This is a genomic window from Pseudoxanthomonas sp. USHLN014 (assembly GCF_037153335.1).
Lineage (GTDB): Bacteria > Pseudomonadota > Gammaproteobacteria > Xanthomonadales > Xanthomonadaceae > Pseudoxanthomonas_A > Pseudoxanthomonas_A winnipegensis.
This window is the reverse complement of the sequence record NZ_JBBCKO010000010.1, coordinates 147,984-168,829: the sequence shown is the minus strand read 5'-3', so window position 1 is coordinate 168,829 and position 20,846 is coordinate 147,984. Positions and strand designations below refer to the sequence as shown.

General features: G+C 65.4%; 21 protein-coding genes. 11 read left to right on the top strand and 10 right to left on the bottom strand.

Features of this window, described 5'->3' with window-relative positions; all coding sequences use genetic code 11:
* Positions 1-101: 101 nt before the first annotated feature.
* From WFQ05_RS17175 to WFQ05_RS17150, 6 genes are all read right to left on the bottom strand, one after another.
* Complete coding sequence (locus WFQ05_RS17175) at positions 102-266, bottom strand: hypothetical protein (protein ID WP_337054684.1); 165 nt, start codon at positions 264-266, stop codon at positions 102-104.
* The gene (locus tag WFQ05_RS17170; protein WP_337054683.1) at positions 245-1,345 is read right to left on the bottom strand and encodes an AI-2E family transporter; all 1,101 of its coding nucleotides are present in this window, start codon (positions 1,343-1,345) and stop codon (positions 245-247) included. Before WFQ05_RS17170 ends, WFQ05_RS17175 begins: the two co-directional genes overlap by 22 nt.
* A 13-nt stretch (positions 1,346-1,358) precedes the next feature.
* Complete coding sequence (locus WFQ05_RS17165; protein WP_337054682.1) at positions 1,359-1,946, bottom strand: hypothetical protein; 588 nt, start codon at positions 1,944-1,946, stop codon at positions 1,359-1,361.
* Positions 1,943-2,437 (bottom strand): phage holin family protein, encoded by a 495-nt coding sequence (locus WFQ05_RS17160; protein WP_130524470.1) that lies wholly within the window; start codon positions 2,435-2,437, stop codon positions 1,943-1,945. The genes WFQ05_RS17165 and WFQ05_RS17160 overlap by 4 nt, the downstream gene beginning before the upstream one ends.
* 31 nt (positions 2,438-2,468) lie before the next feature.
* Complete coding sequence (locus WFQ05_RS17155; RefSeq protein ID WP_130524469.1) at positions 2,469-2,825, bottom strand: hypothetical protein; 357 nt, start codon at positions 2,823-2,825, stop codon at positions 2,469-2,471.
* 108 nt (positions 2,826-2,933) lie between these two features.
* Positions 2,934-4,415 (bottom strand): Do family serine endopeptidase, encoded by a 1,482-nt coding sequence (locus WFQ05_RS17150; RefSeq protein WP_130535007.1) that lies wholly within the window; start codon positions 4,413-4,415, stop codon positions 2,934-2,936.
* A 508-nt stretch (positions 4,416-4,923) separates the two neighbouring features.
* Between WFQ05_RS17150 and WFQ05_RS17145 the strand changes: the two genes are divergently transcribed.
* The 5 genes from WFQ05_RS17145 (at position 4,924) to WFQ05_RS17125 (ending at position 11,512) form a co-directional block, all read left to right on the top strand.
* Entirely contained in the window at positions 4,924-7,077 is a 2,154-nt protein-coding gene (locus WFQ05_RS17145) for an adenosylcobalamin-dependent ribonucleoside-diphosphate reductase (protein WP_337054681.1), read from the top strand.
* Between the two features lie 143 nt (positions 7,078-7,220).
* Positions 7,221-7,766 carry a hypothetical protein gene (locus WFQ05_RS17140; RefSeq protein WP_165403008.1) on the top strand — a complete coding sequence of 182 codons (546 nt, stop codon included), beginning with the start codon at positions 7,221-7,223 and terminating at the stop codon, positions 7,764-7,766.
* Between the two features lie 114 nt (positions 7,767-7,880).
* Entirely contained in the window at positions 7,881-8,765 is an 885-nt protein-coding gene (locus tag WFQ05_RS17135) for an NrdJb (RefSeq protein WP_337054680.1), read from the top strand.
* 24 nt (positions 8,766-8,789) lie between these two features.
* Positions 8,790-11,114, top strand: a complete 2,325-nt coding sequence (locus tag WFQ05_RS17130; RefSeq protein ID WP_337054679.1) for a hypothetical protein — start codon at positions 8,790-8,792, stop codon at positions 11,112-11,114.
* A 179-nt stretch (positions 11,115-11,293) separates the two neighbouring features.
* Complete coding sequence (locus WFQ05_RS17125; RefSeq protein WP_337054678.1) at positions 11,294-11,512, top strand: hypothetical protein; 219 nt, start codon at positions 11,294-11,296, stop codon at positions 11,510-11,512.
* 161 nt (positions 11,513-11,673) lie between these two features.
* Here WFQ05_RS17125 and WFQ05_RS17120 read toward each other — a convergent pair whose 3' ends face one another.
* From WFQ05_RS17120 to WFQ05_RS17110, 3 genes are read right to left on the bottom strand one after another with little or no spacing between them, the layout of a single operon-like run.
* Entirely contained in the window at positions 11,674-12,282 is a 609-nt protein-coding gene (locus tag WFQ05_RS17120; protein ID WP_337054676.1) for a DNA-3-methyladenine glycosylase I, read from the bottom strand.
* Positions 12,283-12,313: 31 nt separating this feature from the next.
* Entirely contained in the window at positions 12,314-12,601 is a 288-nt protein-coding gene (locus tag WFQ05_RS17115) for a YciI family protein (RefSeq protein WP_337054675.1), read from the bottom strand.
* Between the two features lie 41 nt (positions 12,602-12,642).
* Positions 12,643-13,224, bottom strand: a complete 582-nt coding sequence (locus tag WFQ05_RS17110) for a helix-turn-helix domain-containing protein (protein WP_337054674.1) — start codon at positions 13,222-13,224, stop codon at positions 12,643-12,645.
* Positions 13,225-13,636: 412 nt separating this feature from the next.
* Between WFQ05_RS17110 and WFQ05_RS17105 the strand changes: the two genes are divergently transcribed.
* The 5 genes from WFQ05_RS17105 to WFQ05_RS17085 all read left to right on the top strand — a co-directional run bounded on the left by WFQ05_RS17105 (position 13,637) and on the right by WFQ05_RS17085 (position 17,945).
* Complete coding sequence (locus WFQ05_RS17105; RefSeq protein WP_337054673.1) at positions 13,637-14,230, top strand: hypothetical protein; 594 nt, start codon at positions 13,637-13,639, stop codon at positions 14,228-14,230.
* 4 nt (positions 14,231-14,234) lie between these two features.
* Positions 14,235-14,813: a hypothetical protein gene (locus WFQ05_RS17100; protein ID WP_337054672.1), complete on the top strand. Its 579-nt coding sequence runs from the start codon at positions 14,235-14,237 to the stop codon at positions 14,811-14,813.
* Positions 14,814-15,043: 230 nt separating this feature from the next.
* Positions 15,044-16,144 (top strand): M28 family peptidase, encoded by a 1,101-nt coding sequence (locus WFQ05_RS17095; RefSeq protein WP_337054671.1) that lies wholly within the window; start codon positions 15,044-15,046, stop codon positions 16,142-16,144.
* A gap of 334 nt (positions 16,145-16,478) precedes the next feature.
* Positions 16,479-17,141 carry a hypothetical protein gene (locus WFQ05_RS17090; protein WP_337054670.1) on the top strand — a complete coding sequence of 221 codons (663 nt, stop codon included), beginning with the start codon at positions 16,479-16,481 and terminating at the stop codon, positions 17,139-17,141.
* Positions 17,142-17,492: 351 nt separating this feature from the next.
* Positions 17,493-17,945 carry a hypothetical protein gene (locus WFQ05_RS17085; RefSeq protein WP_337054669.1) on the top strand — a complete coding sequence of 151 codons (453 nt, stop codon included), beginning with the start codon at positions 17,493-17,495 and terminating at the stop codon, positions 17,943-17,945.
* Positions 17,946-18,351: 406 nt separating this feature from the next.
* On the opposite strand, the gene WFQ05_RS17080 is transcribed toward WFQ05_RS17085, so the two are convergent.
* Positions 18,352-19,632, bottom strand: coding sequence for a carbohydrate porin (locus WFQ05_RS17080; protein ID WP_337054668.1), 1,281 nt, complete (start codon positions 19,630-19,632; stop codon positions 18,352-18,354).
* Positions 19,633-20,104: 472 nt separating this feature from the next.
* Here WFQ05_RS17080 and WFQ05_RS17075 point away from each other — a divergent pair, with 472 nt between their 5' ends.
* Complete coding sequence (locus WFQ05_RS17075) at positions 20,105-20,752, top strand: dihydrofolate reductase family protein (RefSeq protein WP_337054667.1); 648 nt, start codon at positions 20,105-20,107, stop codon at positions 20,750-20,752.
* The last annotated feature ends 94 nt before the right edge of the window (positions 20,753-20,846 follow it).

Here is a 20,846-nt window from a genome sequence, read left to right as displayed (position 1 = left end):
TGCGCTCCTCGCGAAGCAGGGCACGGCGCCCAAACTCGCTTCGCTCAAACAGGGCGCCTCTTCGGCCCTGCTTCGCTGCGGTGCTCGGCGTGCTTTACGGCTCAGACAGGTGGAGCAACCGCAAAGGCAAAGGCAAAGGCAAAGGCAAAGGCAAAGGCAAAGGCCAAAGCAAAGGCCAAAGCAAAGGCCAAAGCAAAGGCCAAAGCAAAGGCCAAAGCAAAGGCCAAAGCAACAGCAAGCTGCGCTATTCCATCAGCCGCGCCCACCCCTCCATCCCCTGCACCCGCGCCAACACCAGCTTGATGCACACCAGCATCGGCACCGCCAACAGCAGCCCCACGATCCCCCACAGCGAACCGAACACCATCAGCGACAGGATCAGGATCAGCGGCGACAGGCGCATCTGCCGGCCCAGCACGATCGGCGTGACCACCTGGCCCTCCAGCGTGTGAAGGCCCAGGTAGATCGCCGCCGGCAGCAGCGAGGGCCAGGCATCGTCGAAGGTGGTCAGGCCCACCACCAGCATCATCACGATGCCGATCAGCGGGCCCACGTAGGGGGCGAAGTTGAGGATCGCCACCATCGTGCCCCACAGCAGCGCATCGGCCAGCGGGAACTTCAGCAGCATCAGCGCGCCGGCGAACAGCAGGCCCACCACACAGTTGATCAGGCTGATGGTCAGCACATAGCGCGAGACCGCGCGCTCGATGGACTGCAGGATGCCCACGGTCAGCTTCTGTTGCTGACGCCTAGGCATCAGCGCCACGGCATGGCGCTGCAGCGGCTGGCCATAGACCATGAAGAAGAACGTCAGCAGCACCACCGCCAGCACCGAGGCGATCATGCGCGGGGTGGCGGTCAGCGTGCGGTACGGATCGTCGGCGGTGCGCATCACCTGCGGGCGCCGGCCGGTGTCGCCGGCGGCGGCGCGGGCGAAGTTCTCGGCCGCCTGGTTGGCGTCGTAGACCGGCTTGGTCAGCTCATGCAGCTTGGGCGCGAGCTGGCGCAGCTCGCGCGGCGCTGCCTTGGCCCAGGCCGCGGCCGGCGGCACCATCTGGTAGGCCAGCGCCCCGGCCGCGGCCAGGCCCAGCAGCAGCACCAGCAGCGCACCGAGGAAGCGCGGCACGTACAGCCGCTGCAGGCCGCGCAGCAGCGGGTTGCCGACCAGCGCCAGGAACACCGCCAGCAGCACCGGCAGGATCACCGCCTGCGCCAGCCACAGCGTGTAACCGCAGGCCAGGAAGGCCAGGATCACCAGCGACAGCGGCCCGCGCGGGCGCGGCGCCACCGGTTTGACGGGCAGGGGCGTGGGTGCCGGCGAGAGATCGGCTTCGGACGTGGACATGCGGCGGCTGGCGTTAGCGTTCGGAGACGTCGGTGGCCGCTTCGGCCGGGCGCGGCGCCTGCGCCGCCCAGGCCTCGGTCTCACCGCGCGCCTCGGCGGCGCGGCCATAGGATGACACGCCGCGCGCCGGTGTCGGCGCCGGCCCGCCGTCGGCGGTGGCCAGCCCGGCCGCCCGCGCCGTGGTGTTGCCCTGCGCCAGCCGCGCCGCGTCGTCTGCGCCGGTGCTGGCGGCCGCCGCACCCGCCGCGGCGGCGGCCTGATGGGTGGCGCCGGCCGCCGACTGCGCGCTGCCGGCCGCATCGTGCGCCTTGTCCGCCGCCTGATCGGCCTGCCAGGCGGCCATGGCCGCCTGCAGCGAGGTGAACATGCCGGAGATCGCGCTCACCGAGCGCAGCCACTTGGTCGCCCCGACCGCGCGCATCGGCCGGGTCTGGCCGATCACGAAGCCCAGCCCCAGGCCGGCCAGCACGATGCGCCACGGCGTCCAGCCGCGCTTCCAGTGCCCGATCAGGGCATCGGCATCGGCCAGGGTCTGGGCGCGGCGGTGCTCAACCAGGGCCTCGGCGCGGTCCACGCGATGGCGCAGGTGAGCGAACTTCATGGCGTGCCTCCTTGCTGGGCGCGCAGCTGCTCGGCGGCCGAGCGCGCCTCCGGCCCGGCGTCTTCCTCATCGTCGTCGCCCAGGCCCATGGCCTTGAGCTGGCGCCGGGTAGCATCCATCCGGCTGAAGCCGAAATAGCGCAGCGTCTGCCACACGCCCAGCGCGGTGATCGCCAGGCTCAGGCCCGCGGCCACCGACAGCGCGCCGAGCCAGGACAGCCCAAGCCGCTGCAGCAGGGCGATCAGCGCGCCCATCAGCAGCAGCCAGCTGGACACGCCGAACGCGGCGGCCACCGACATCCACACCATCGCCCGCGCCAGCGAGGCGCGGGCCAGAGCGAAGTCGGCCAGGACCAGCCGGCGCAGCGATTTGGCGGTAGCCACCGCCGAGGACAGGCTGTCCTTACCGGCCTTGCCGACGCGCCGCAGGCTCTCGTCCAGCGAGGGCGTTGCGTCGTCGCCGGGGGCGGCGTCGTGGTCGGGCGCGCTCACGCCGGCTCCGGTGTCGCGGTGGTGCGGGCGATCAATCGCTGCTGCGTCCCAGCTTGGCGATGACCCAGCCGGCGGCCAGGGCGATGCCGAAGGAGGCCAGCGGACGCTCGCGGATCAGTTCGGCGGCGCTGTCGATCAGGTCGCGGCCCTTTTCCACCAGGGCGTCGACCTGCTCGCGGGCGGCTTCGCCGCCGAATTCGGCCGCGCTCAGGCCGGCCAGCGCGCCGTCGGACAGCTCGGCCTTGGCCGTGGCCTTGCCCAGGCGCAGCTCGTCGCCGGCGACCGAGGCGGCGCCCTTGACCGCATCGCTGGCGGCCGAGGCGGCGGACTTCAGGTGTTCCCCGGCCTCACCGAGGGAGGACTTCATCTTGTTGGCAGCGTCGGACATGGCATGGCTCCTTGAACGGGTGGGACAGCAGGTGGTCGAGCCTACCCCAGGGCCGCATGAATGCCCCGTCAGCGTGCCGCATGCGGCCCGTGACGGGACGGCCAGCATTCAGCGCATCAGCAGCGTGCCGTCCTCGCCGTCGCGCAACACGCGCAGCACCAGCTGCTGCGGCGGCTTGGCGAAACTGCTGCGGAAGCTGGGCAGGTCGGCGAAGCGGCCATTGCTGCCCTCGATGATCACATCGCCGCTGCGCAACCCGTTGGTCCAGGCACGGCTCCGCGGCTGCACCTGGCCGACCTGCACGCCACCGCCCACGCCGTTGGCGCGCAGGGTCTGGCGCAGGGCCTCGTCGACCTCGTTGAAGGTCGCACCGGACAGGCGCGGGTCCAGCTGCGCGCCGGGCAGGTCGCGCTGCTGTTCCTTCAGGCCTACGCGCAGGCTCAGCGGCTTGCCGTCGCGGCGGATGTCCAGGGTGACCTGGCTGCCCACGCCCTGCAGGCCTTCGAAGTTGTGCAGCGCCGCGCTGTTGTCGATGCGCTGGTTGTTGGCCTGCAGCACCACGTCACCAGGCTTGAGCCCCGCGGCGGCTGCGCCCGAACCGGGATACACCCCAGTCACCAGCGCACCGCGCGGCGTATCCAGGCCCAGCGCCGTGGCCAGGCGCTGATCCACGTCCTGCGTGGTCACGCCCAGCGTGCCGCGCTTGACCACGCCCTTGTTGGTGTAGAGCTGCTCGGCGATGTTGCGCGCCAGGTCGATCGGGATGGCGAACCCTAGGCCGATGTTGCCGGCCATCGAGCCGGAAGGATTGAAGCTGGCGGTGTTGATGCCCACCAGCTGGCCCTGCAGGTTGACCAGCGCGCCGCCGGAGTTGCCCGGGTTGATCGAGGCATCGGTCTGGATGAAGTTCTGGTAGCCGGCCACCGGGATGCCGCTGCGGCCCACCGCCGAGACGATGCCCGAGGTCACCGTCTGGCCCAGGCCGTAGGGGTTGCCGACCGCGACGACGAAATCGCCGACCTGCAGCTTGTCGCTGTCGCCCAGCGGGATCTGGGTCAGGTCCTTGGGCGGGATGCGGATCAGGGCCACGTCGGTGTCCGGGTCCGAGCCGAGGAACTCGGCCTCCACCGTGCGCCCGTCGCTCAAGGTCACCGACACGCCGTCGGCGTTCTCCACCACGTGGTGGTTGGTGAGCACCAGGCCGCGCTGGGCGTCGATGATCACGCCCGAGCCGAGCGCGCGCTGCACGCGCTCCTGCGGCATGTTGGGGATGCCGAACAGCCGGCGGAACACCGGATCGTTGGCGAACGGCCCCAGCGGGCTGGCCACGCGCACGGTCTGGCGGCTGTAGACGCTCACCACCGCCGGGGTGACGCGCTTGAGCATCGGCGCCAGCGACGGCACCGCCTGGCCTTCCACCGCGGCCGGCAGCGCCGCGCCCGCGGCGGCGGCCGGCAGGATCGCCGAGGACGGCGGCCCGTCCTCGCGCGCCAGCGCGGGATGGTCGAAGGTCTGGTACAGGCCAAGGGCGACGAAGCCGCCGAAGGCAGCGGCGGCGGTCAGGGACAGCAGAGTCGGCAGTGGGCGCATACGGGTCGGGTGGCGATCGGCATGGAAGGAGGCGCCCGGGGGCGTGCGGCATCGCGGCAACGCGCCTGTCCTCACCGCCCCCGGCAACCTGAACGAGTGTGATCAGCGGCGCCTAAACCGGCAATGAAATCGGCCCGCGCAGGCGCGGCGCGGGTTCCATGGAAGGTGCACCCGAGCGTTCCACGCAAACTGCGTGACGCGTGGTTGACAGCCCTCGGGGGCGGGACTACTTTCCATGGCTTGCGGCCCCAAGATGTAGCGAGGTGTCCGCGCAATGGCCCCAAGCCATAGGGTTTGGCTTGGGTTTCCCGGCGCCAGTGGGGAAGCGGCGCATGCATCAGGTGTGCAGGCGGTCCAGGCCGGACCGTCACCACAATCTGTCCGACGCTTCAGTGCCTTGCCCGGGCATGCGTGCGCACACGCCGCAGCTGACCGAAATTTCATCCATCTCGCGCGCGCGCCTAAGCTGGCGTGCGCGCCTTTCATCCATGACGGAGAGCTCCAATCCATGAGCACGGTGCGCCTTGAGGCGGTCAAGAAAACAGAAGCGGCCCGCGTCATCCCGATGCAGCCCGCGTCCCAGGACATCTGGGACAAGAAGTACCGCCTGAAGAGCAAGGCCGGCGTGGCCATCGATGCCGACATCGACGGCACCTACCAGCGCGTGGCACGCGCCCTGGCCGACGCCGAGCCGACCGCCGAGAAGCGCGCCTACTGGTACGAGCGCTTCGTCTGGGCGCTGCGCCGCGGCGCCATCCCGGCCGGGCGCATCACCTCCAATGCCGGCGCGCTGGAACACAAGCCGGCCACCAGCACGATCAACTGCACCGTCTCGGGCACCATCACCGACTCGATGGACGGCATCCTGGAGAAGGTCCACGAGGCCGGCCTGACCCTCAAGGCCGGCTGCGGCATCGGCTACGAGTTCTCCACGCTGCGGCCCAAGGGCGCCTTCGTCGCCGGCGCCGGCGCCTACACCTCCGGCCCGATGTCCTTCATGGATATCTTCGACAAGATGTGCTTCACCGTGTCCAGCGCCGGCGGGCGCCGCGGCGCGCAGATGGGCACCTTCGACGTGTCGCATCCGGACGTGAAGGACTTCATCCGCGCCAAGCGCGAGGACGGCCGCCTGCGCCAGTTCAACCTGTCCCTGCTGATCACCGACGGCTTCATGCAGGCGGTGGAGGACGATGCCGACTGGCCGCTGGTGTTCCCGGTCAACCAGAAGGAACAGGGCGACATCGACCTGGCCGACGCGGCGAAGGTGGTCTGGCGCGAGTGGCCCAACGCCGACCAGTACGTGCAGCGCGACGACGGCCTGGTGGCCTGCAAGGTGTACGGGCATATCCGCGCCCGCCACCTGTGGGACATGATCATGGTGTCCACCTACGACTACGCCGAGCCGGGCTTCATCCTGATCGACCGCGTCAACGAGATGAACAACAACTGGTGGTGCGAGAACATCCGCGCGACCAACCCCTGCGGCGAGCAGCCGCTGCCGCCCTACGGCGCCTGCCTGCTGGGCTCGATCAACCTGACCACCTTCGTGCGCGATGCGTTCACCGAGCAGGCGCGCTTCGACTGGGAGGAATACAAGGAAGTCGTGCGCGTGTTCACCCGCATGCTCGACAACGTGGTCGAGGTCAACGGCCTGCCGCTGGAGCAGCAGCGCAACGAGATCCTGCGCAAGCGCCGCCACGGCATGGGCTTCCTCGGCCTGGGCTCCACCCTGACCATGCTGCGCATGAAGTACGGCAGCGCCGCCTCGTGCGAGTTCACTGAACAGATCGCCCGCGACATGGCCGTGGCCGGCTGGGAAACCGGTCTGGCCCTGGCCAAGGAGAAGGGCGCCGCCCCGATCATGGAGGAGCGCTTCGAGGTAACCCCGGCGATGCTGCGCCAGCGCCCGGAGATGGAGCGCGACGGCTGGCGCGTCGGCCAGCAGATCGAAGGCAAGGTGCTGCACGCCAAGTACAGCCGCTACATGCAGCGCGTGGCCTCGGTCGCGCCCGAGCTGGTGGACGAGCTGGCCGAGGTCGGCGCGCGCTTCACCCACCACAGCTCCATAGCCCCCACCGGCACCATCTCGCTGAGCCTGGCCAACAACGCCTCCAACGGCATCGAGCCCTCCTTCGCCCATCACTACAGCCGCAACGTGATCCGCGAGGGCAAGAAGTCCAAGGAGAAGGTGGACGTGTTCTCCTACGAGCTGCTGGCCTACCGCGAGCTGGTCAACCCCAAGGCCATGCCGTTCTCCGAGGACGCCCAGGCCAAGCTGCCGGACTACTTCATCGCCGCCGACGACATCAGCCCCAAGGAGCATGTCGACGTGCAGGCCGCCGCGCAGAAGTGGGTGGACAGCTCGATCTCCAAGACCGCCAACGTGCCCACGGACTATCCCTACGAGCAGTTCAAGGACATCTACCGCTACGCCCACCAGCAGGGCCTGAAGGGCTGCACCACCTTCCGCTTCAACCCGGCCGCCTTCCAGGGCGTGCTGGTCAAGGAGGCGGACCTGGAGAACACCACCTACCGCTTCGAGCTGGAGGACGGCTCCTTCGTCGAGGTCAAGGGCAACGAGCAGATCGAGTACGACGGCGAGATGCACACCGCCGCCAATCTGTTCGACGCGCTCAAGGAAGGGTATTACGGCAAGTTCTGAGCGCCGCGCGCGCCGGCCCACACCGGCATGCGCGATGCTGGAAGACCCCTGCGTCGCCGGCAGCACGGCGCAGGGGGGACACCCGTAACACGCGGCTGCACTGGCATCGTCTTGGCACCCCTACGAGCCCTGATGGAGGGCACATGAGCACAGGAACGGAAATCTCGGCGACGCTTTCCGAAGCCGCCGAAAGTGTGAAGGAAAAGACCAGCGAGCTCGCCACCGTCGTGGCCGAGGCCGCTTCGCATGCCGCCGACACCGTCGCCAAGCGCGCGGCCACGGCGAAGAAGTCCGCCAGCAAGACATTGGAGAAGGCCAAGAAGGCCGTGACCAAGCGCACCAGCAAGGTCACCAAGGCGGTCAAGAAGACCGTGGCCAGCACCAAGCAGAAGCTGGTCGCCGCCAGCGCCTCGGCCAAGGCCGAGGCCGCCGCGCTGAAGGCCAAGGGCGTGGGCAAGAAGGTGGCCGCCAAGAAGGCTGCAAAGAAAGTGGCCAAGAAGACGACGGCCAAGCGGCTCGCCGCCAAGCCAGCGGTGAAGAAGGCCGCCGCCAAGAAGGTTGCGGTCAAGAAGGCCGTCAAGAAAGCCGCGGTGAAGAAAGCGCCGGCCAAAAAAGCCGCCGCCAAGAAGGCGCCCGCCAAGAAGGCAGTGAAGAAAGCCGTCAAGAAAGTCGCCAAGAAAGCGAAGTAACCCGCAGCACCGCCCTGGCCGCGCCCCGGCCAGGGCACACCGCCTGAGCGCGCCTACTGGCGCACGGCGGTGTCCTCCCACCCCAACGCAGTACCGCACCCAGGACCCAAGGCCATGGCCGTCAAGATCGACAAGAAAATCAAGGGCTACAGCGTGCTCACCCCGGAAGACAAGGCGCGCCAGGCCGCCGCGCCGGTGCCCGCCGAGTCCGTCAGCCGCGCCGCCGCCGAGGCCGAGCTGCCCGTGGCCGAAGTCATCCAGATGCACGAGCGCATCGAGCGCCCCGACGTGCTGGTCGGCAGCACCTACAAGATCAAGTCGCCGATGGTCGAGCACGCCATGTACGTGACCATCAACGACATCGTCCTCAACGCCGGGACCGAGCACGAGCACCGCCGCCCGTTCGAGATCTTCATCAACTCCAAGTCGATGGAGCACTTCCAGTGGATCGTCGCGCTGACGCGCATCATGTCGGCCGTGTTCCGCAAGGGCGGCGACGTAACCTTCCTGGTGGACGAGATGAAGGCCGTGTTCGACCCGCGCGGCGGCTACTTCAAGGCCGGCGGCGTCTACATGCCCTCGCTGGTCGCCGAGCTCGGCGCCATCGTCGAGGAGCACATGAAGTCCATCGGCCTGATCCACGACCCGGAAATGTCCGAGCACCAGAAGGCGATCCTGGCCGAAAAGCGCAAGCAGTACGAAGACCGCTCAAAAAAAAACACTGACGTAACCCCCAGCGCCAAGCGCAGCGAGGCGCCCGCCCCCTCCCTTTCGCGCAGCGAAGGGGAGGGCCGGGGAGGGGTCGCTCCTGCCTCTGCTTCCGCCTCCGCCCTCATCCCCAACAGCACCGCCGACCACGTCGAGGACATCGAAGTCACCGGCGACGGCGCCAGCTTCCCGCCCTCGGCCAGCATGTGCCACAAGTGCAACACCAAGGCCATGGTGATCATGGATGGGTGTCAGACGTGCTTGAATTGTGGGTATTCGAAGTGCGGCTAGCCTTTCTTAAGGAGGACGAACTGAATGAAAGGTTTCTTCGCCTACCCAGCCCGTCCTCCGCAAATTGGGGCAACGATTCGGTCTGCTATCGATGAGGTGAAGCGATTTCACGCCGTCACGGAACTCGTTGGATGGGAGGAACTCGATATTGCCGGCCGCTTTATTTCTTCGGAGGTTTTGAGGGGAGTTGATACATCAGATTTTCTGATTGCTGATATTACATCCCTGAATTTCAATGTAACTTATGAAGTTGGCTACGCGATTGGCAGAGGGAAGCGACTTGTTATCGTCCGAAACATTGCCTATGGGAAAGGGGAAGATGAGAAAATAAGGAGGCTCGGAATATATGATACTCTTGGATACAAGGATTATCAGAACTCGATCGAGTTATCTGGTCTTATAAAGTCGGTTAGGGATGTCGAGCCGCTTAGGCGTGAGGTTCCAATAGATCGAAATCAGCCGCTGTATGTAACAAAGACTAGATTTCAGAGTGATTATGCAATTCGCGTAGCTGCTCGAATAAAGAAATCTGGCCTTGGATACAGAAGTTTTGATCCTTCTGAGCAGCCACGCCTTTCCGCCATAGATGCCATTTCTCAGGTGGCTAGATCGCTTGGAGTTTTAGTGCATTTGCTACCGTCCGCGGTCGATGATGCTGAGGTGCACAACCTGCGATGCGCTTTCATTGCAGGATTGGCCGCTGGGATGGCCAAGGCCTGCACGCTCATACAAGAGGGTGAAGATCCGATCCCCTTGGATTACCGAGACTTGGTTGCTGTAATACACCATCCGTCAAAGATTGATGAGGTTGTCGCTGATCTCGCCGGTAACATTGTTTCTGGTTTGAATGAGCCAGGTGATAGTGAAGATCAAGCGGACGCTTCGCTTCTAGAGCGAGTTCACTTCGGTGCTTCATCCGCTGAAAATGAAATTTCAGATTTGGCTGATTATTACCTAGCTACTGATGAATTTAGAAGGGCACTGCAAGGAGAAGTGCGGCTTGTAGTCGGGAGGAAAGGATCTGGAAAGAGTGCTGTTTTTTTTCGCGTACGTGACAAAGTTTCCTCTGCTCGAAGAAATGTCGTACTAGACCTTAAGCCTGATGGCTATCAACTTGTTAAGCTTAAGGATCGTGTGCTTAATGTCATGGATAAAGGCAGTCAGGAGCATACGATTACGGCTTTCTGGCACTGCGTCTTAATACTTGAGATTGCTCGCGCGGCGCTACAGCTCGACAAGTCAACGCATCGGCTGGATGACTCTATTTATAAGTCTTACCTGCAACTAGAAGAAAAATATAAAGAATATGGCTATGATGCGGGCCAAGGAGATTTTGCTGAGCGTATATCGAGTTTGATTTACCGCATTGAGCAGCGTTTTGAGCGGCGTAATGACGATAGTGAGATTTCCTTGTCCACGCCGGAGGTGACGGCCCTAATCTATGACAATGATGTCCAAAAGCTTAATGCCGCTGTAGTAAGCCATCTTCAGAAGAAAGATTCGCTTTGGATATTGTTCGATAATATTGATAAGGGATGGAACCCTACGGGAATCGACGCATCTGATATTCTAACATTGAAGGCCCTTCTGGAATCATCAAGAAAGCTGCAGCGACAACTGGTTGCAGATGATATTGATGTTAGGGTTCTTGTTTTTTTGCGTAACGACGTTTACGAGATATTGCTCGACCATATGTCGGATCGAGGGAAAGAGCAAAAGGTTGTGGTGGATTGGCGAGACCCAGAAGCTCTAAAGCAAATAATCGCTTTGCGAATCACGACTAGTCTTGAGGAGGGTTCCGCGTCTTTGGATGATCTTTGGCCTCGGATTTCTGTTCGTCATGCGCATGGTGAGAGTTCATTTCAGTATCTTGTCGATCGATCTCTGATGAGGCCCAGATATCTACTCGATCTACTTAAGCATGCAAGAGGAAGAGCGGTTACACTGCACCACGAAAAAATAACGGAGGAGGATATTGACAAGGCGATTGAATACTTTTCATCCGACGTAGTCCAAGATACCAATCTTGAACTGAGGGACATATACCCGGCGCATGATGGGCTTTTGTATGCTTTTATCGAGGCTCCATCAGTCATTTCCTTGGAGGATGCTCGACTCAGGATTTTGATGTTTGGTGTTGAGGAGTCTCAGATTAGCCAAGTCATAAGTTTGCTTTTTTGGTACGGCTTTTTTGGAGTAAGGGATGAGAAGCACGAGGTGCATTATATTTATAATAAGGCTTACAACAAGAAATTGTACGAAGCTTATGTGAAGTCTCGGACGGAAGCGGGCGCTCCTCTAGTTATACATCCGGCATTCTGGGACGGGCTCACCATCGAGAGACTCTAGCCTGGTCCGAGTAGAGAAATAGGAGAACAGGGGGCGGCGTGCGATTTTGCTCGCAAGAGGAGAGAGTGCTCGGGCTCTTTCGGCCATTAAATTGCACTCTGATCCGTGATTTGGTCGGGCCTTGCCGAAAACTCTTCTTCAAGAGCGACCAATAGAGATCGTGATAAGGCTGGAAAAAAATGAAGGTCATCTATCTGGTCGGATGGAAGCCTGGCTGTGACAAAATTGGTCTCAATGGCATGCTAAGGGCACGGTTTAATTTTACTCTTGGTGAGGCCAAGAAGGCCGTTGACAATGTGCTGAAGGGAACGCGTGTTGAGCTGCACGTCCGCGACGACGAGTTAGAGGCCGTCTCCTCGGAACTTAATGCCTTTTGTGTCAAGTACGAATTGGCCTGAATTCGACGCTTGATGGTGATGATCTTTTCAGAGTCGTTCTGAAGGTCGAGCTAAAGGCGGAGCAAGGGTCAGCGTACGGCTTTCTACGCGAGTGACGCGGTCTGCTCCTATTTTCGCGAACATGAACCTGCGCCCTGATCCGTTGATCTGGCGTAGCTGCCTCAGCCTGCGATGGGCGGTCGGAAGCGCTTGCGCGCACGTGCGACTTGCGCACGCACCACGCAGTCTTCGGCGTGATCGTTCACCAGGCCCATCGCCTGCATGAAGGCATACACGGTGGTCGGGCCGACGAACTTCCAGCCACGCGCTTTCAGCGCCTTCGACAGCGCCACGGACTCCGGCGAGGTCGATCGGGTCTGGGGCATGGTCGGTGCCGGCGCCTCGTAGCGCCACACGAACGCCGCCACTGAGCCTTCGCGCTGCACCAGTGCCTGGGCCATGCGCGCGTTATGGATGGCCGCCTCGATCTTGCCGCGATGGCGCACGATGCCGGGATCCTGCAGCAGCCGGGCCACGTCGTGCTCGTCGAACGCCGCAAGGCGGTGGTAATCGAAGTCGAGGAAGGCGGCGCGGAAGTTCTCGCGCTTGGCCAGGATGGTGCGCCAGCTCAACCCGGACTGGAATCCTTCCAGGCAGAGCTTCTCGAACAGGCGACGGTCGTCGTCGACCGGGAAGCCCCACTCGGTGTCGTGATAGTGAAAGAACTCCGGCGCCGCCGCGCACCAGGCGCAGCGCGGGCGGCCGTCAGGGCCGGGAACGGTGGCGCTCATGCGAGGCCCCTGGGATCGCCGACACGCCGACTCACGGCAGCAGGAACTCGAGGCCGTTCGCCACCTTGGCCGGTGCCACCTCGACGATCTCGCTGTGCACCACGCCAGCGGCGACGAAGGGATCGGCCTGCAGCCTGCGCTCCAGGTCCGAGCGGCTGAGGCCATGCGCCAGGATCGCGCCGCCGGCCTGCGGCGCAAGACTGCCGGCCAGCGCAAACACGCCGTCATCGAAGCCTTGCTGCAACCACTGCGCATGCGCCTGCAGCAGCGGCGCGGCCTGGCTGCGGTCGACGGCGAAGCGCAGAAACACGATGAACATGCACGTACCCCTGTGGAAGAAGACGATTGAAGCCGAACCGATCACCCGGCCGTCGATGCCGGCGCGCTGGCGGCAACGGCGTCGAGCCAGGTCTCCATGCGCTCGACTTCGCGCTGGACGAACTGCGCATCGCCGAAGGCTTGCGTCAGCGCCGACACGCCCTGACTGAAGGCCAGCACGTGCATGGCCAGCGCATCGGCGTCCGCGCCGCGCCCGAGCCGTTCGAACTGGCGTCCAAGCCACTCACGGAACAGGACGAACAACTGCGTGGCCTGCGCCAGTCCAGGGTGTTCGAGTTTGGACAGCTCGCTGCACAAGGTCCCCACGGGGCAGCCATGGCGCATGATCAACGCCTGGTTGCGGACCACGATGCGGATGAAAGTGCGAATGCCATCGGCCGGCGCTGCCGCCTCTGCCTCCCAGCGCTGGAGCAGCGCGCGGGTTCCCTCCAGGCGCAGGCCGATCACGGCCTCCAGGATGGCGTCCTTGCTTTTGAAGTGGTGATAGAAGTTGCCACGGGAGATCCCCACCGCGTCGGCGACGTCGGCGAACGAGGTGGCCTCGTAACCCCGCTCATAGAACAGTCGGTCCGCCTCGGCCACGATGCGCGCACGTGTGTCCATTCTCGCCCCTGTTGTATCTAGGACAATCATCCTAATCTCGGGTGCCGAACTAGGTCAAGTGTCCTATTCGCGCGCCGCGGCTGTCGATGGATTCAGCGCCTGAGATAGATCACGGTGCAGCTCTAATTGGTCGTACGCCCTCGCAGAGAGGAAGGGCACTACGGCAGGAGCCTAAGTCGTGGGCCGGTCTGGAGAGATACCAAGCAATGAATGCCGCGATCGATTGATCTGGATGACACCCGCGCCGAAGCCGCGCCTCAGATGGGAATGCGATGCGCTTCCAGGCGCTATGCCCACCAAGCACGTGACAGGTTGCGCCGTTAGTGAAAGACATGTGTTTTCTGGATTGACTTGCAGCGGGCTTTCAAAAACGATGCTGGTGAAGGAAGTTTGATCACAAGGAGCATGTGAAATGACCAGAGCGCTCTGTCTCTTGGTGCTGCTTTATCTGTTCTCGCCATTTGCGTCGGCCCAGACCATGAACACTGGCTTGGGCTATTGCATCGATGGGATCGGAGAGGCGTCTTCGACACTTCGTTCCCAAGTGGCCGCCCATACCGCCGGCCGTCTGTACGGGAACCCTCCCAGGTACGACCCGGCGACGAAGATCATTTATGTGCCGCCATACTCATGCGACTCGTTCGATACCGTTGGCCTGTATCGCACCCTCGGCTATCTCTCCCATGAGCTTGGTCACCATGTGGCCGGCATTCCAGACATTTCGGCCCCGCTGACGCGCGACCAGTACATCACCAAAATGTGCGTCTGGGAGGCGAACGCGGTGTCGAACAATGGTGTGGTGAGGGGCGAGATTTCTGGCGCGACTTCCGGTTCGATCGTCATTCCGCTGATCGCACAGAATGAATCGACGATGCTGTCCATGCTCGCTAGTGGTAAGAGCCTCCAGGAGATTGGCCAGACCTTCTGCGACAACAACACCAATTCGACGGGTAAGACATATACCCAAGCGAATGGGGACTACTACGATGCCAACTATCCGTGGTGAGATCATGAAGACATCCAAGCTTGTCCCGTTTGTTTGCGCGTTGGCGATCGGTTCCCTCACTTGCGTGGTGGTCAACGCCGCGACGCCGGTCGTCCAGGCGCCAGAGGCTTCGCAGCAGGCCGTTCTGGCCCTGATCAACAATCTCGCCCAGAGTCGAGCGGCGGGCCGTGGCCTCTTGGAGGCCGACCTGCGCGCCAAGACGCAGGTCCGCAACGAAGCCGTTGTGGACGGCCGCACCTTTATGGGAGACACCAGCGTAGGCCTGGTGAAGGTGTCCTCCTCGATCGGCCCTGCGGGTGCGGAAGACACCGATCTGGTCATGCGTTTCAGTGGTGCGTGTGTGCATCGGGAGTTCGTGCGCGAGCACCTTCAACTGAAGGATGTGGTCTGGACTTCGCCGCCGGACGACCCCGCACCGACGATCGGCTACGCCTACTTCACCGGCGGCTCCGCCGTGACGCTGTTCTTCGATGCCACCGGGACCCGATGCCTGACGGCTGTGCGGATGGAGCCTGAGGCCGTGCTTCGGCAGCAGCTTCAGAGATCCAGGTCGACTCCCGCGCACCCGCAGTCACCTGGATAGGGTTGAGGTCTTCCCGACCATGGGGCCTTGGGCCTAAAGCCGGAAAACGGCGCGATAGCGCATCCGTCTCAGAAGGATGGCTCGGGCGAGCCATCCCGACGAAACGAGAAAGCTAAAGCTGAAGCGCTGGGGGCGGTTGGCACGATGGCCGCCGTTTCCGTTCCCTGACTCTGGCGCAGTGCGCGTGCGAGCGGGCTAGACTTCTGCCCCAGATCACCAGGGGGAGCAGGATGACGATCTACACGACCTTGCGCATCGCGCTGCTGTCGGCCGCACTGATGGCCGGCACCGCCCAAGCCAAAGAATCCCAGCTGCCGCAGCCGCAGGCCAGCCTGCTCGCCAGCATCTCCGCCGATGCGATGCGCGGAGATCTGTCCTTCCTGGCGTCCGATGCGCTGGAGGGGCGGGGCACGCCGTCGCGGGGGCTGGATCTGGCGGCCGAGTACATCGCGGCGCAGTTCCGGGGCGCGGGGCTGGAGCCGTTGGGCGATGACGGGTATTTCCAGACGGCGGACTGGCGCCAGATCGCGCCGGAGAAGGAGCGGGCGAAGTTCGCCGATGCGCCCGAGCCATTGATCGTGCGCAACGTGGTGGGTGTGCTGCGCGGTTCGGATCCGGTGTTGAGCAAGACCTATGTGCTGGTCACGGCGCATTACGACCATCTGGGCATCCGCAAGGACAAGGGCGATGACCCGATCTTCAACGGGGCCAACGACGATGGCAGCGGCACGGTCTCGGTGATCGCGCTGGCGCGCGCCTTTGCTGCGCAGCAGGTGCGCCCCAAGCGCAGCATCGTGTTCATGACGGTGTTCGGCGAGGAGCATGGGCTGGTGGGCTCGCGCTACTACGGTGCGCATCCGCTGGTGCCGGTGGCCGACACGGTGGCCAACATCAACCTGGAGCAGATCGGCCGCACCGACGACAGCGAGGGCCCGCAGGTGCGCGCGGCCGCGATCACCGGCGCGGACTACTCGCAGGTCGCCGACGTGCTGCGCAAGGCGGGCGAGGCCACCGGCATCCGCATGACCAAGCACCCGGTCAACAGCGACCGCTATTTCGCCTTCAGCGACAACCAGGCGCTGGCCGACCTGGGCGTGCCGGCGCACACCATCAGCGTGGCCTACGCCTTCCCCGACTACCACGGCCCTGCCGACACCTGGGACAAGATCGACTACGCCAACATGGCCGCCATCGACCGCACCGTCGCCCTGGCCGTGTGGACCATCGCCAACGACCCGAAGGCGCCGCGCTGGAACGCCGACAACCCCAAGGCCGCCAAGTACGTCGAGGCCGCGCGCAGGCTGCACGGCGAGCAAAACGCCGCGCCCTGAGCGCGGTCCGCTTCCGGCGGCTCCCGCCCGGACAGGGCGGCCGAAGCGCGCGCGGAAGCCGCCCCGCGCGGTGTTGACACCGGCCACGGGGCGGAGCAATTTCGGTTTCGAGGAGCCTGGAAACGCCCCAGCGCGCGCTGCCCGCCCTTGAACCTGGTGTCCCGGTGCCTGCAGTCCGGCAGGGGCGCCCGATGCGATGGCGGCATCGGCAGGGTGGTCAGACCGCCCAGCAAGGCGCATGCGCCTGCCGGCGCGCTGCGGTGCCTGCGTCTCCTTCCCTTCCGTCCGCCGGGCATGGCGGGCGGTCACTTCGCGATGCCAAGGAGCAATAACGATGACGGACCATTTCTTCGATGATCGGAAGACGACGGGCAGCGCGCTGCCCGAGGACAGCCAGCACCTGCTGATGCAGGTCGGCCACCAGCTGCGGCTGCTGGCGCGGCTGGCGCAGCCCCGCCCCGGCGGCAAGCGGAAGCAGGCGCCCGGCGTAGGTGCGGCCGAGCTGGCCTTCAGCCTGGACCAGTTGGCCGGGCAGGTGGAGGCGGTGCTGCTGCGGATGTCGCGTCCGGCGCAGGCCGGCGCGGCGCTGGCGGCGGCCGAAGCCGCCGCGCCGTACGCGGTGGACGAGGCGACGCAGGCGCAGGGCCCGCGCCCGGCCTTCGGGGCGACGCTGGCGCAGCTGGACGCCCTGCAGCTGCTGGTCTCGGGCATCAAGGCCTTCGGCGATGCGGTGTTCGCCGAGCAGGCGGCCGACTATGCGGAAGGCAGCGTGTCGATGCTGGGCTTCGCGATCTTCAACCAGGCCAGCGAGATGGCGGACCTGCTCACGGAGATCGCGGCGCAGCCGCTGGCGCCGGGCGGCGGCCCCGCGTCGGTGCGGGAAGTCCGGCTCACGTATGGCGGCGGGTCCGTCCTGGCGTTGTGCCACGACGCGCAGGCCGCACCGCGTCTGCCGCAGGCCGTCGGCCGGATGGCCGGGGCGATGCGGTTGCACTGACGCGCGCGCACCGCGATCGGTGGGAAGCAGCGGCGGCCTCGGCCGCCGCTGTTGTCTGCGGAATGAAAGGCGGCTTGCGGGGGCGTCGTCGCCTTGGGCGTGGTGCGAAGTGGGTTTGCGCGTTGCGTTCGCGCATGGTGCGGCGGCTGGGTTCCGAGCCGCGTGGTCAGCGCCTGTGCTTGCGGAAAGACGCGCCTGCCGACGTTTCGGCTGACACGCCGTGACCGGCTATGGGCCTACCGGGGGGCAGCAGTACGGGCGTGCCGCGCGTGCTCGCCAGCTCGCTCTGCAGACATCGAGCACAGCCAAGCGGGTAGGCTAGTCTCCTATCGTTCGCACCAAGGTTCTGCCATGCCCCTCCATCCCGACTTCCCCGTCGTCGAAGGCCATTACCCGCTCACGCCGGACTGGGCGATCACGCTGGACGCGCCCTACAACCGGCGCATCGAGGACGGCGATCTGGTGCTGTGGAACGAGCGCGTCACAGTGTGGATGACGATCTGGCACAACGATGGCGGGGCCAGCATCGAGGCGCGCCTGGACGATGTGCGCCAGCATCAGTCGCCGGAGGCGCACGATATCGAGCAGGCGCAGATCGGCGATATCCGCTTCTACGCCTATCGCCTGGCCGAGGAGATGGACGACCCGGACGATGCACGCAGGCCGGGCTATTACGGCCATGCCTTCGCCGAGGACAGCCAGGTGCAGATGGCGGTGTACTTCGACGATGAGGAGGATCTGGCGGTGGCCCGGGCGCTGCACCAGAGTCTGGTGCATACGGGCGGTGGTGACGCTGTGGAGTGAAGGTGTTCGGAGTGCGGCTGGCGGTGGCTCGCGGTGGCTGAGGTCGGCACGCAAAAGGCTCCGCTACTGGACATCGGCTTGTCGCTGTCAGATCGCCGAAGCCTTTGAACCTGCAGCCACGCAAGTAACTCACCACCGTCGTTCCCGCGAAAGCGAGCCCAGCGACTCTCACGCGGAAGCGTCAAAGTCCATGGATTCCCATGTGCGCGGGAATGACGGGCTTTTCTCTTGCCGAAGGCGTTGAGTCTGGAGTCATTCCCATCACCCACCACCGTCGTTCCCGCGAAAGCGGGAACCCAGGGACTTTCGCGGGAGAGCCTCCAAGGCGCTGGATTCCCGCGTTCGCGGGACTGACGGATTTCCGAAAGCTGGTTGCCCATTCGCGCTTCGGTGTCCGCGATGCGCCCTAAAACGTCGCCCGAACCTGCAGCCCCACCGCCAGCGCATCACCCGCGCGCCTGTAGCTGAAGGTGCCCGGATCGACGATGTACTGCAGGTCCGGGCGCAGCGTCAGCCAGGGCCTGAGCTGGGCGGTGTAGGCCAGCTCGTACAGGCGTTCGGCATCGGTGAGCTGATAGAGCGGTGAATCGCTCGGCACGCCGGTGTCGGCCAGTTCGACGCGCTGCGCCGCGCGCAGGGCGCCGTTGACCTTGGCGCTGGCGTAGCCCAGCGCCAGGCGGTCCTGGCTGCGGGTGCCGATGCCCTGGTAGTACAGGCCGGCCACGCGCCAGTGCCGCAGGGGCGAGGTCGCCTGGTCGGTCTGCATGTACTCGCCAAAGACGGTGAGTCCGCGCGTGGGGTCGGCGGTCTCGACGCTGAGCTTCTGCTCGGCCAGCAGCCACACGCCGTCGCGCCCGCTGACGCTGGCCGCGGTGCCCAGCCGCCTGGCGCGGGAGGTGTCGGCGTAGGCGCCGATCTGGTAGCTGCCGGCGTAGGGGCCGCCAGCACCCGGCGTCCAGGCCAGTTCGAGTACGAACAGCGAGCCGGTCGTGCCGCTGGCGAAGGGGCGGAAGGCGGTGTGCACGTTGTTGCCGCGCAGCTGCGGATTGACCTGGAACCAGCCGCCGCGCAGGACCACACGCGCGGCCAGCGGCCACCCGGCCTCGGCCCCCCAGCGCGCCACCGGGTAGTTGTACCAGCCGCTGTTGCCGGTCATCGACAGCGGGTGCGCGCACAGCGCCGAGTTGAGGAAGCTGTTGCCCGCGGCCAGCAGCCCGAAGTGGCTGCCCATCGCGTAGAAGCCCAGCTTGAGATAGCCGCCGTCGGCGAAGCCGTAGTCGAAGCTGACCTCACTCAGCCGCGTGTAGGTGCCGCCATAGACCTGCTGCAGGGCGAAGCGGTTGCCGACCAGATCGGCCGAGGCGCTGCGGCCGCGGCGATCGTTGAGCGTGAGGTGGAACGCCCCGCCGCGCCAGCCGGCCAGCCGATCCATGGCCAGGTCCAGGCCGACGCGCAGCTGCTGCGCATAGCGCGCACCGCTGGCCCCGTCGCCGTTGTCGATGACGTCCACGGCCTCGCCGATGTAATCGCCGCGCGGCGCGACACCGCGCGTGGACCAGTCCTGGCGCACGCCGCCCCAGTCGCCGGTCATGGTGGCGGCCTGGTCAGGCGTGGCGTGGGCCTGCGCGCAGATCAGCAGCGCGCACAGCAGGGCACAACAGGAACGGCCGGGGGAATGCCGATGCATGGGTTGGGGGTCCGCGGGCGTGGCGTCGGGGAAACCGCGCGCGGTGGCGGCGCGTCGGTGCCGGGAGGCCTCTGGGGTTACGCCGTTCGGAGCGCGGCGCCGCCATGGCGATGCGTTGGGAGGGCTATCGACGTTGAAGCTCCTGCGACGCCACCTTGGGAAAGGTGGTCCCGGCGTCGCCGCTCACCGGCGGCATCGCACCGATACGCCCCCGAAAGACCCGAATCGTCGTTCCCGCGAACGCGGGAACCCAGCGACTTCCGCAGGCAAGGGCCAACGATCGTGGGCCGACTTACAGGGCGGCTGCGGGTTTTCCGGCCATTCCCGTCGCGGAGCCGTAAGCGCTAAAGCAGGACCCAAGGCATCCGTCGCCGGCGTCGCGGCATACCGTGGCCTGGTTCGCGCACCGCAGCGGGCCATCGGCGCGCGGTTGAGGGAAGATGCTGCCTATAGCGCGTCCGGGAGGCTGGCGATGTCGAAGGTCCGTGTCGAAGGTTTCACCCTGTCCCTGGACGGCTTCGCCGCCGGGCCGGGTCAGCGCCTGGAGGCGCCGATGGGCGAGGGTGCACAGGATCTGCATCGGTGGCTGCGCGGGACGCGCACCTTCATGCAGACGCTCTTCGGCAAGGAGGGCGGCAGCACGGGACTGGACGACGAGATCGCCGCGCGCGGGTTTGAGAACCTCGGCGCCTGGATCATCGGGCGCAACATGTTCGGGCCCATCCGTGGCGACTGGGGCGACGCGGACTGGCGCGGCTGGTGGGGCGACGATCCGCCGCACCACGTGCCGGTGTTCGTGCTGACCCACCATGCGCGGCCCAGCGTGCCGATGCAGGGCGGCACGGTCTTCCACTTCGTCACCGGCGGCATCCATGAGGCGCTGCGCCTGGCGCGCGAGGCGGCCGGCCCGCGCGATATCCGCATCGGCGGCGGCGCCGACACCGTTCGCCAGTATCTGCAGGCCGGCTTGATCGACCAGCTGCATCTGGCCATCGCGCCGACGCTGCTGGGCTCGGGCGAGCGCCTGTTCGACGGTGTGGACCTGACGGTGTCCGGTTACCGCTGCACCAGCTTCCGCGCCTCGGACGCGGCGCTGCATGTGGTGCTGGAGCGGGGCTGAGCCGCAGGCGTCGCAGCGCGGGTAGTTTCGTCCTTGCCCGGTGGCGGGTGTTTGTCGAGAATGCGGTTGGGCTGCGCATGGAGCGCGAGCCAGA

Bases quoted from the DNA above. Each gene is read 5' to 3' on its own strand.
- WFQ05_RS17165 (WP_337054682.1), bottom strand. From the start codon at position 1,946: ATGAAGTTCGCTCACCTGCGCCATCGCGTGGACCGCGCCGAGGCCCTG.
- WFQ05_RS17100 (WP_337054672.1), top strand. From the start codon at position 14,235: ATGAAGACATCCAAGCTTGTCCCGTTTGTTTGCGCGTTGGCGATCGGT.
- WFQ05_RS17075 (WP_337054667.1), top strand. From the start codon at position 20,105: ATGTCGAAGGTCCGTGTCGAAGGTTTCACCCTGTCCCTGGACGGCTTC.
- WFQ05_RS17105 (WP_337054673.1), top strand. From the start codon at position 13,637: ATGACCAGAGCGCTCTGTCTCTTGGTGCTGCTTTATCTGTTCTCGCCA.
- WFQ05_RS17095 (WP_337054671.1), top strand. From the start codon at position 15,044: ATGACGATCTACACGACCTTGCGCATCGCGCTGCTGTCGGCCGCACTG.
- WFQ05_RS17170 (WP_337054683.1), bottom strand. From the start codon at position 1,345: ATGTCCACGTCCGAAGCCGATCTCTCGCCGGCACCCACGCCCCTGCCC.
- WFQ05_RS17150 (WP_130535007.1), bottom strand. From the start codon at position 4,415: ATGCGCCCACTGCCGACTCTGCTGTCCCTGACCGCCGCCGCTGCCTTC.
- WFQ05_RS17110 (WP_337054674.1), bottom strand. From the start codon at position 13,224: ATGGACACACGTGCGCGCATCGTGGCCGAGGCGGACCGACTGTTCTAT.
- WFQ05_RS17140 (WP_165403008.1), top strand. From the start codon at position 7,221: ATGAGCACAGGAACGGAAATCTCGGCGACGCTTTCCGAAGCCGCCGAA.
- WFQ05_RS17080 (WP_337054668.1), bottom strand. From the start codon at position 19,632: ATGCATCGGCATTCCCCCGGCCGTTCCTGTTGTGCCCTGCTGTGCGCG.
- WFQ05_RS17115 (WP_337054675.1), bottom strand. From the start codon at position 12,601: ATGTTCATCGTGTTTCTGCGCTTCGCCGTCGACCGCAGCCAGGCCGCG.
- WFQ05_RS17120 (WP_337054676.1), bottom strand. From the start codon at position 12,282: ATGAGCGCCACCGTTCCCGGCCCTGACGGCCGCCCGCGCTGCGCCTGG.
- WFQ05_RS17145 (WP_337054681.1), top strand. From the start codon at position 4,924: ATGAGCACGGTGCGCCTTGAGGCGGTCAAGAAAACAGAAGCGGCCCGC.
- WFQ05_RS17135 (WP_337054680.1), top strand. From the start codon at position 7,881: ATGGCCGTCAAGATCGACAAGAAAATCAAGGGCTACAGCGTGCTCACC.
- WFQ05_RS17090 (WP_337054670.1), top strand. From the start codon at position 16,479: ATGACGGACCATTTCTTCGATGATCGGAAGACGACGGGCAGCGCGCTG.
- WFQ05_RS17125 (WP_337054678.1), top strand. From the start codon at position 11,294: ATGAAGGTCATCTATCTGGTCGGATGGAAGCCTGGCTGTGACAAAATT.
- WFQ05_RS17085 (WP_337054669.1), top strand. From the start codon at position 17,493: ATGCCCCTCCATCCCGACTTCCCCGTCGTCGAAGGCCATTACCCGCTC.
- WFQ05_RS17155 (WP_130524469.1), bottom strand. From the start codon at position 2,825: ATGTCCGACGCTGCCAACAAGATGAAGTCCTCCCTCGGTGAGGCCGGG.
- WFQ05_RS17130 (WP_337054679.1), top strand. From the start codon at position 8,790: ATGAAAGGTTTCTTCGCCTACCCAGCCCGTCCTCCGCAAATTGGGGCA.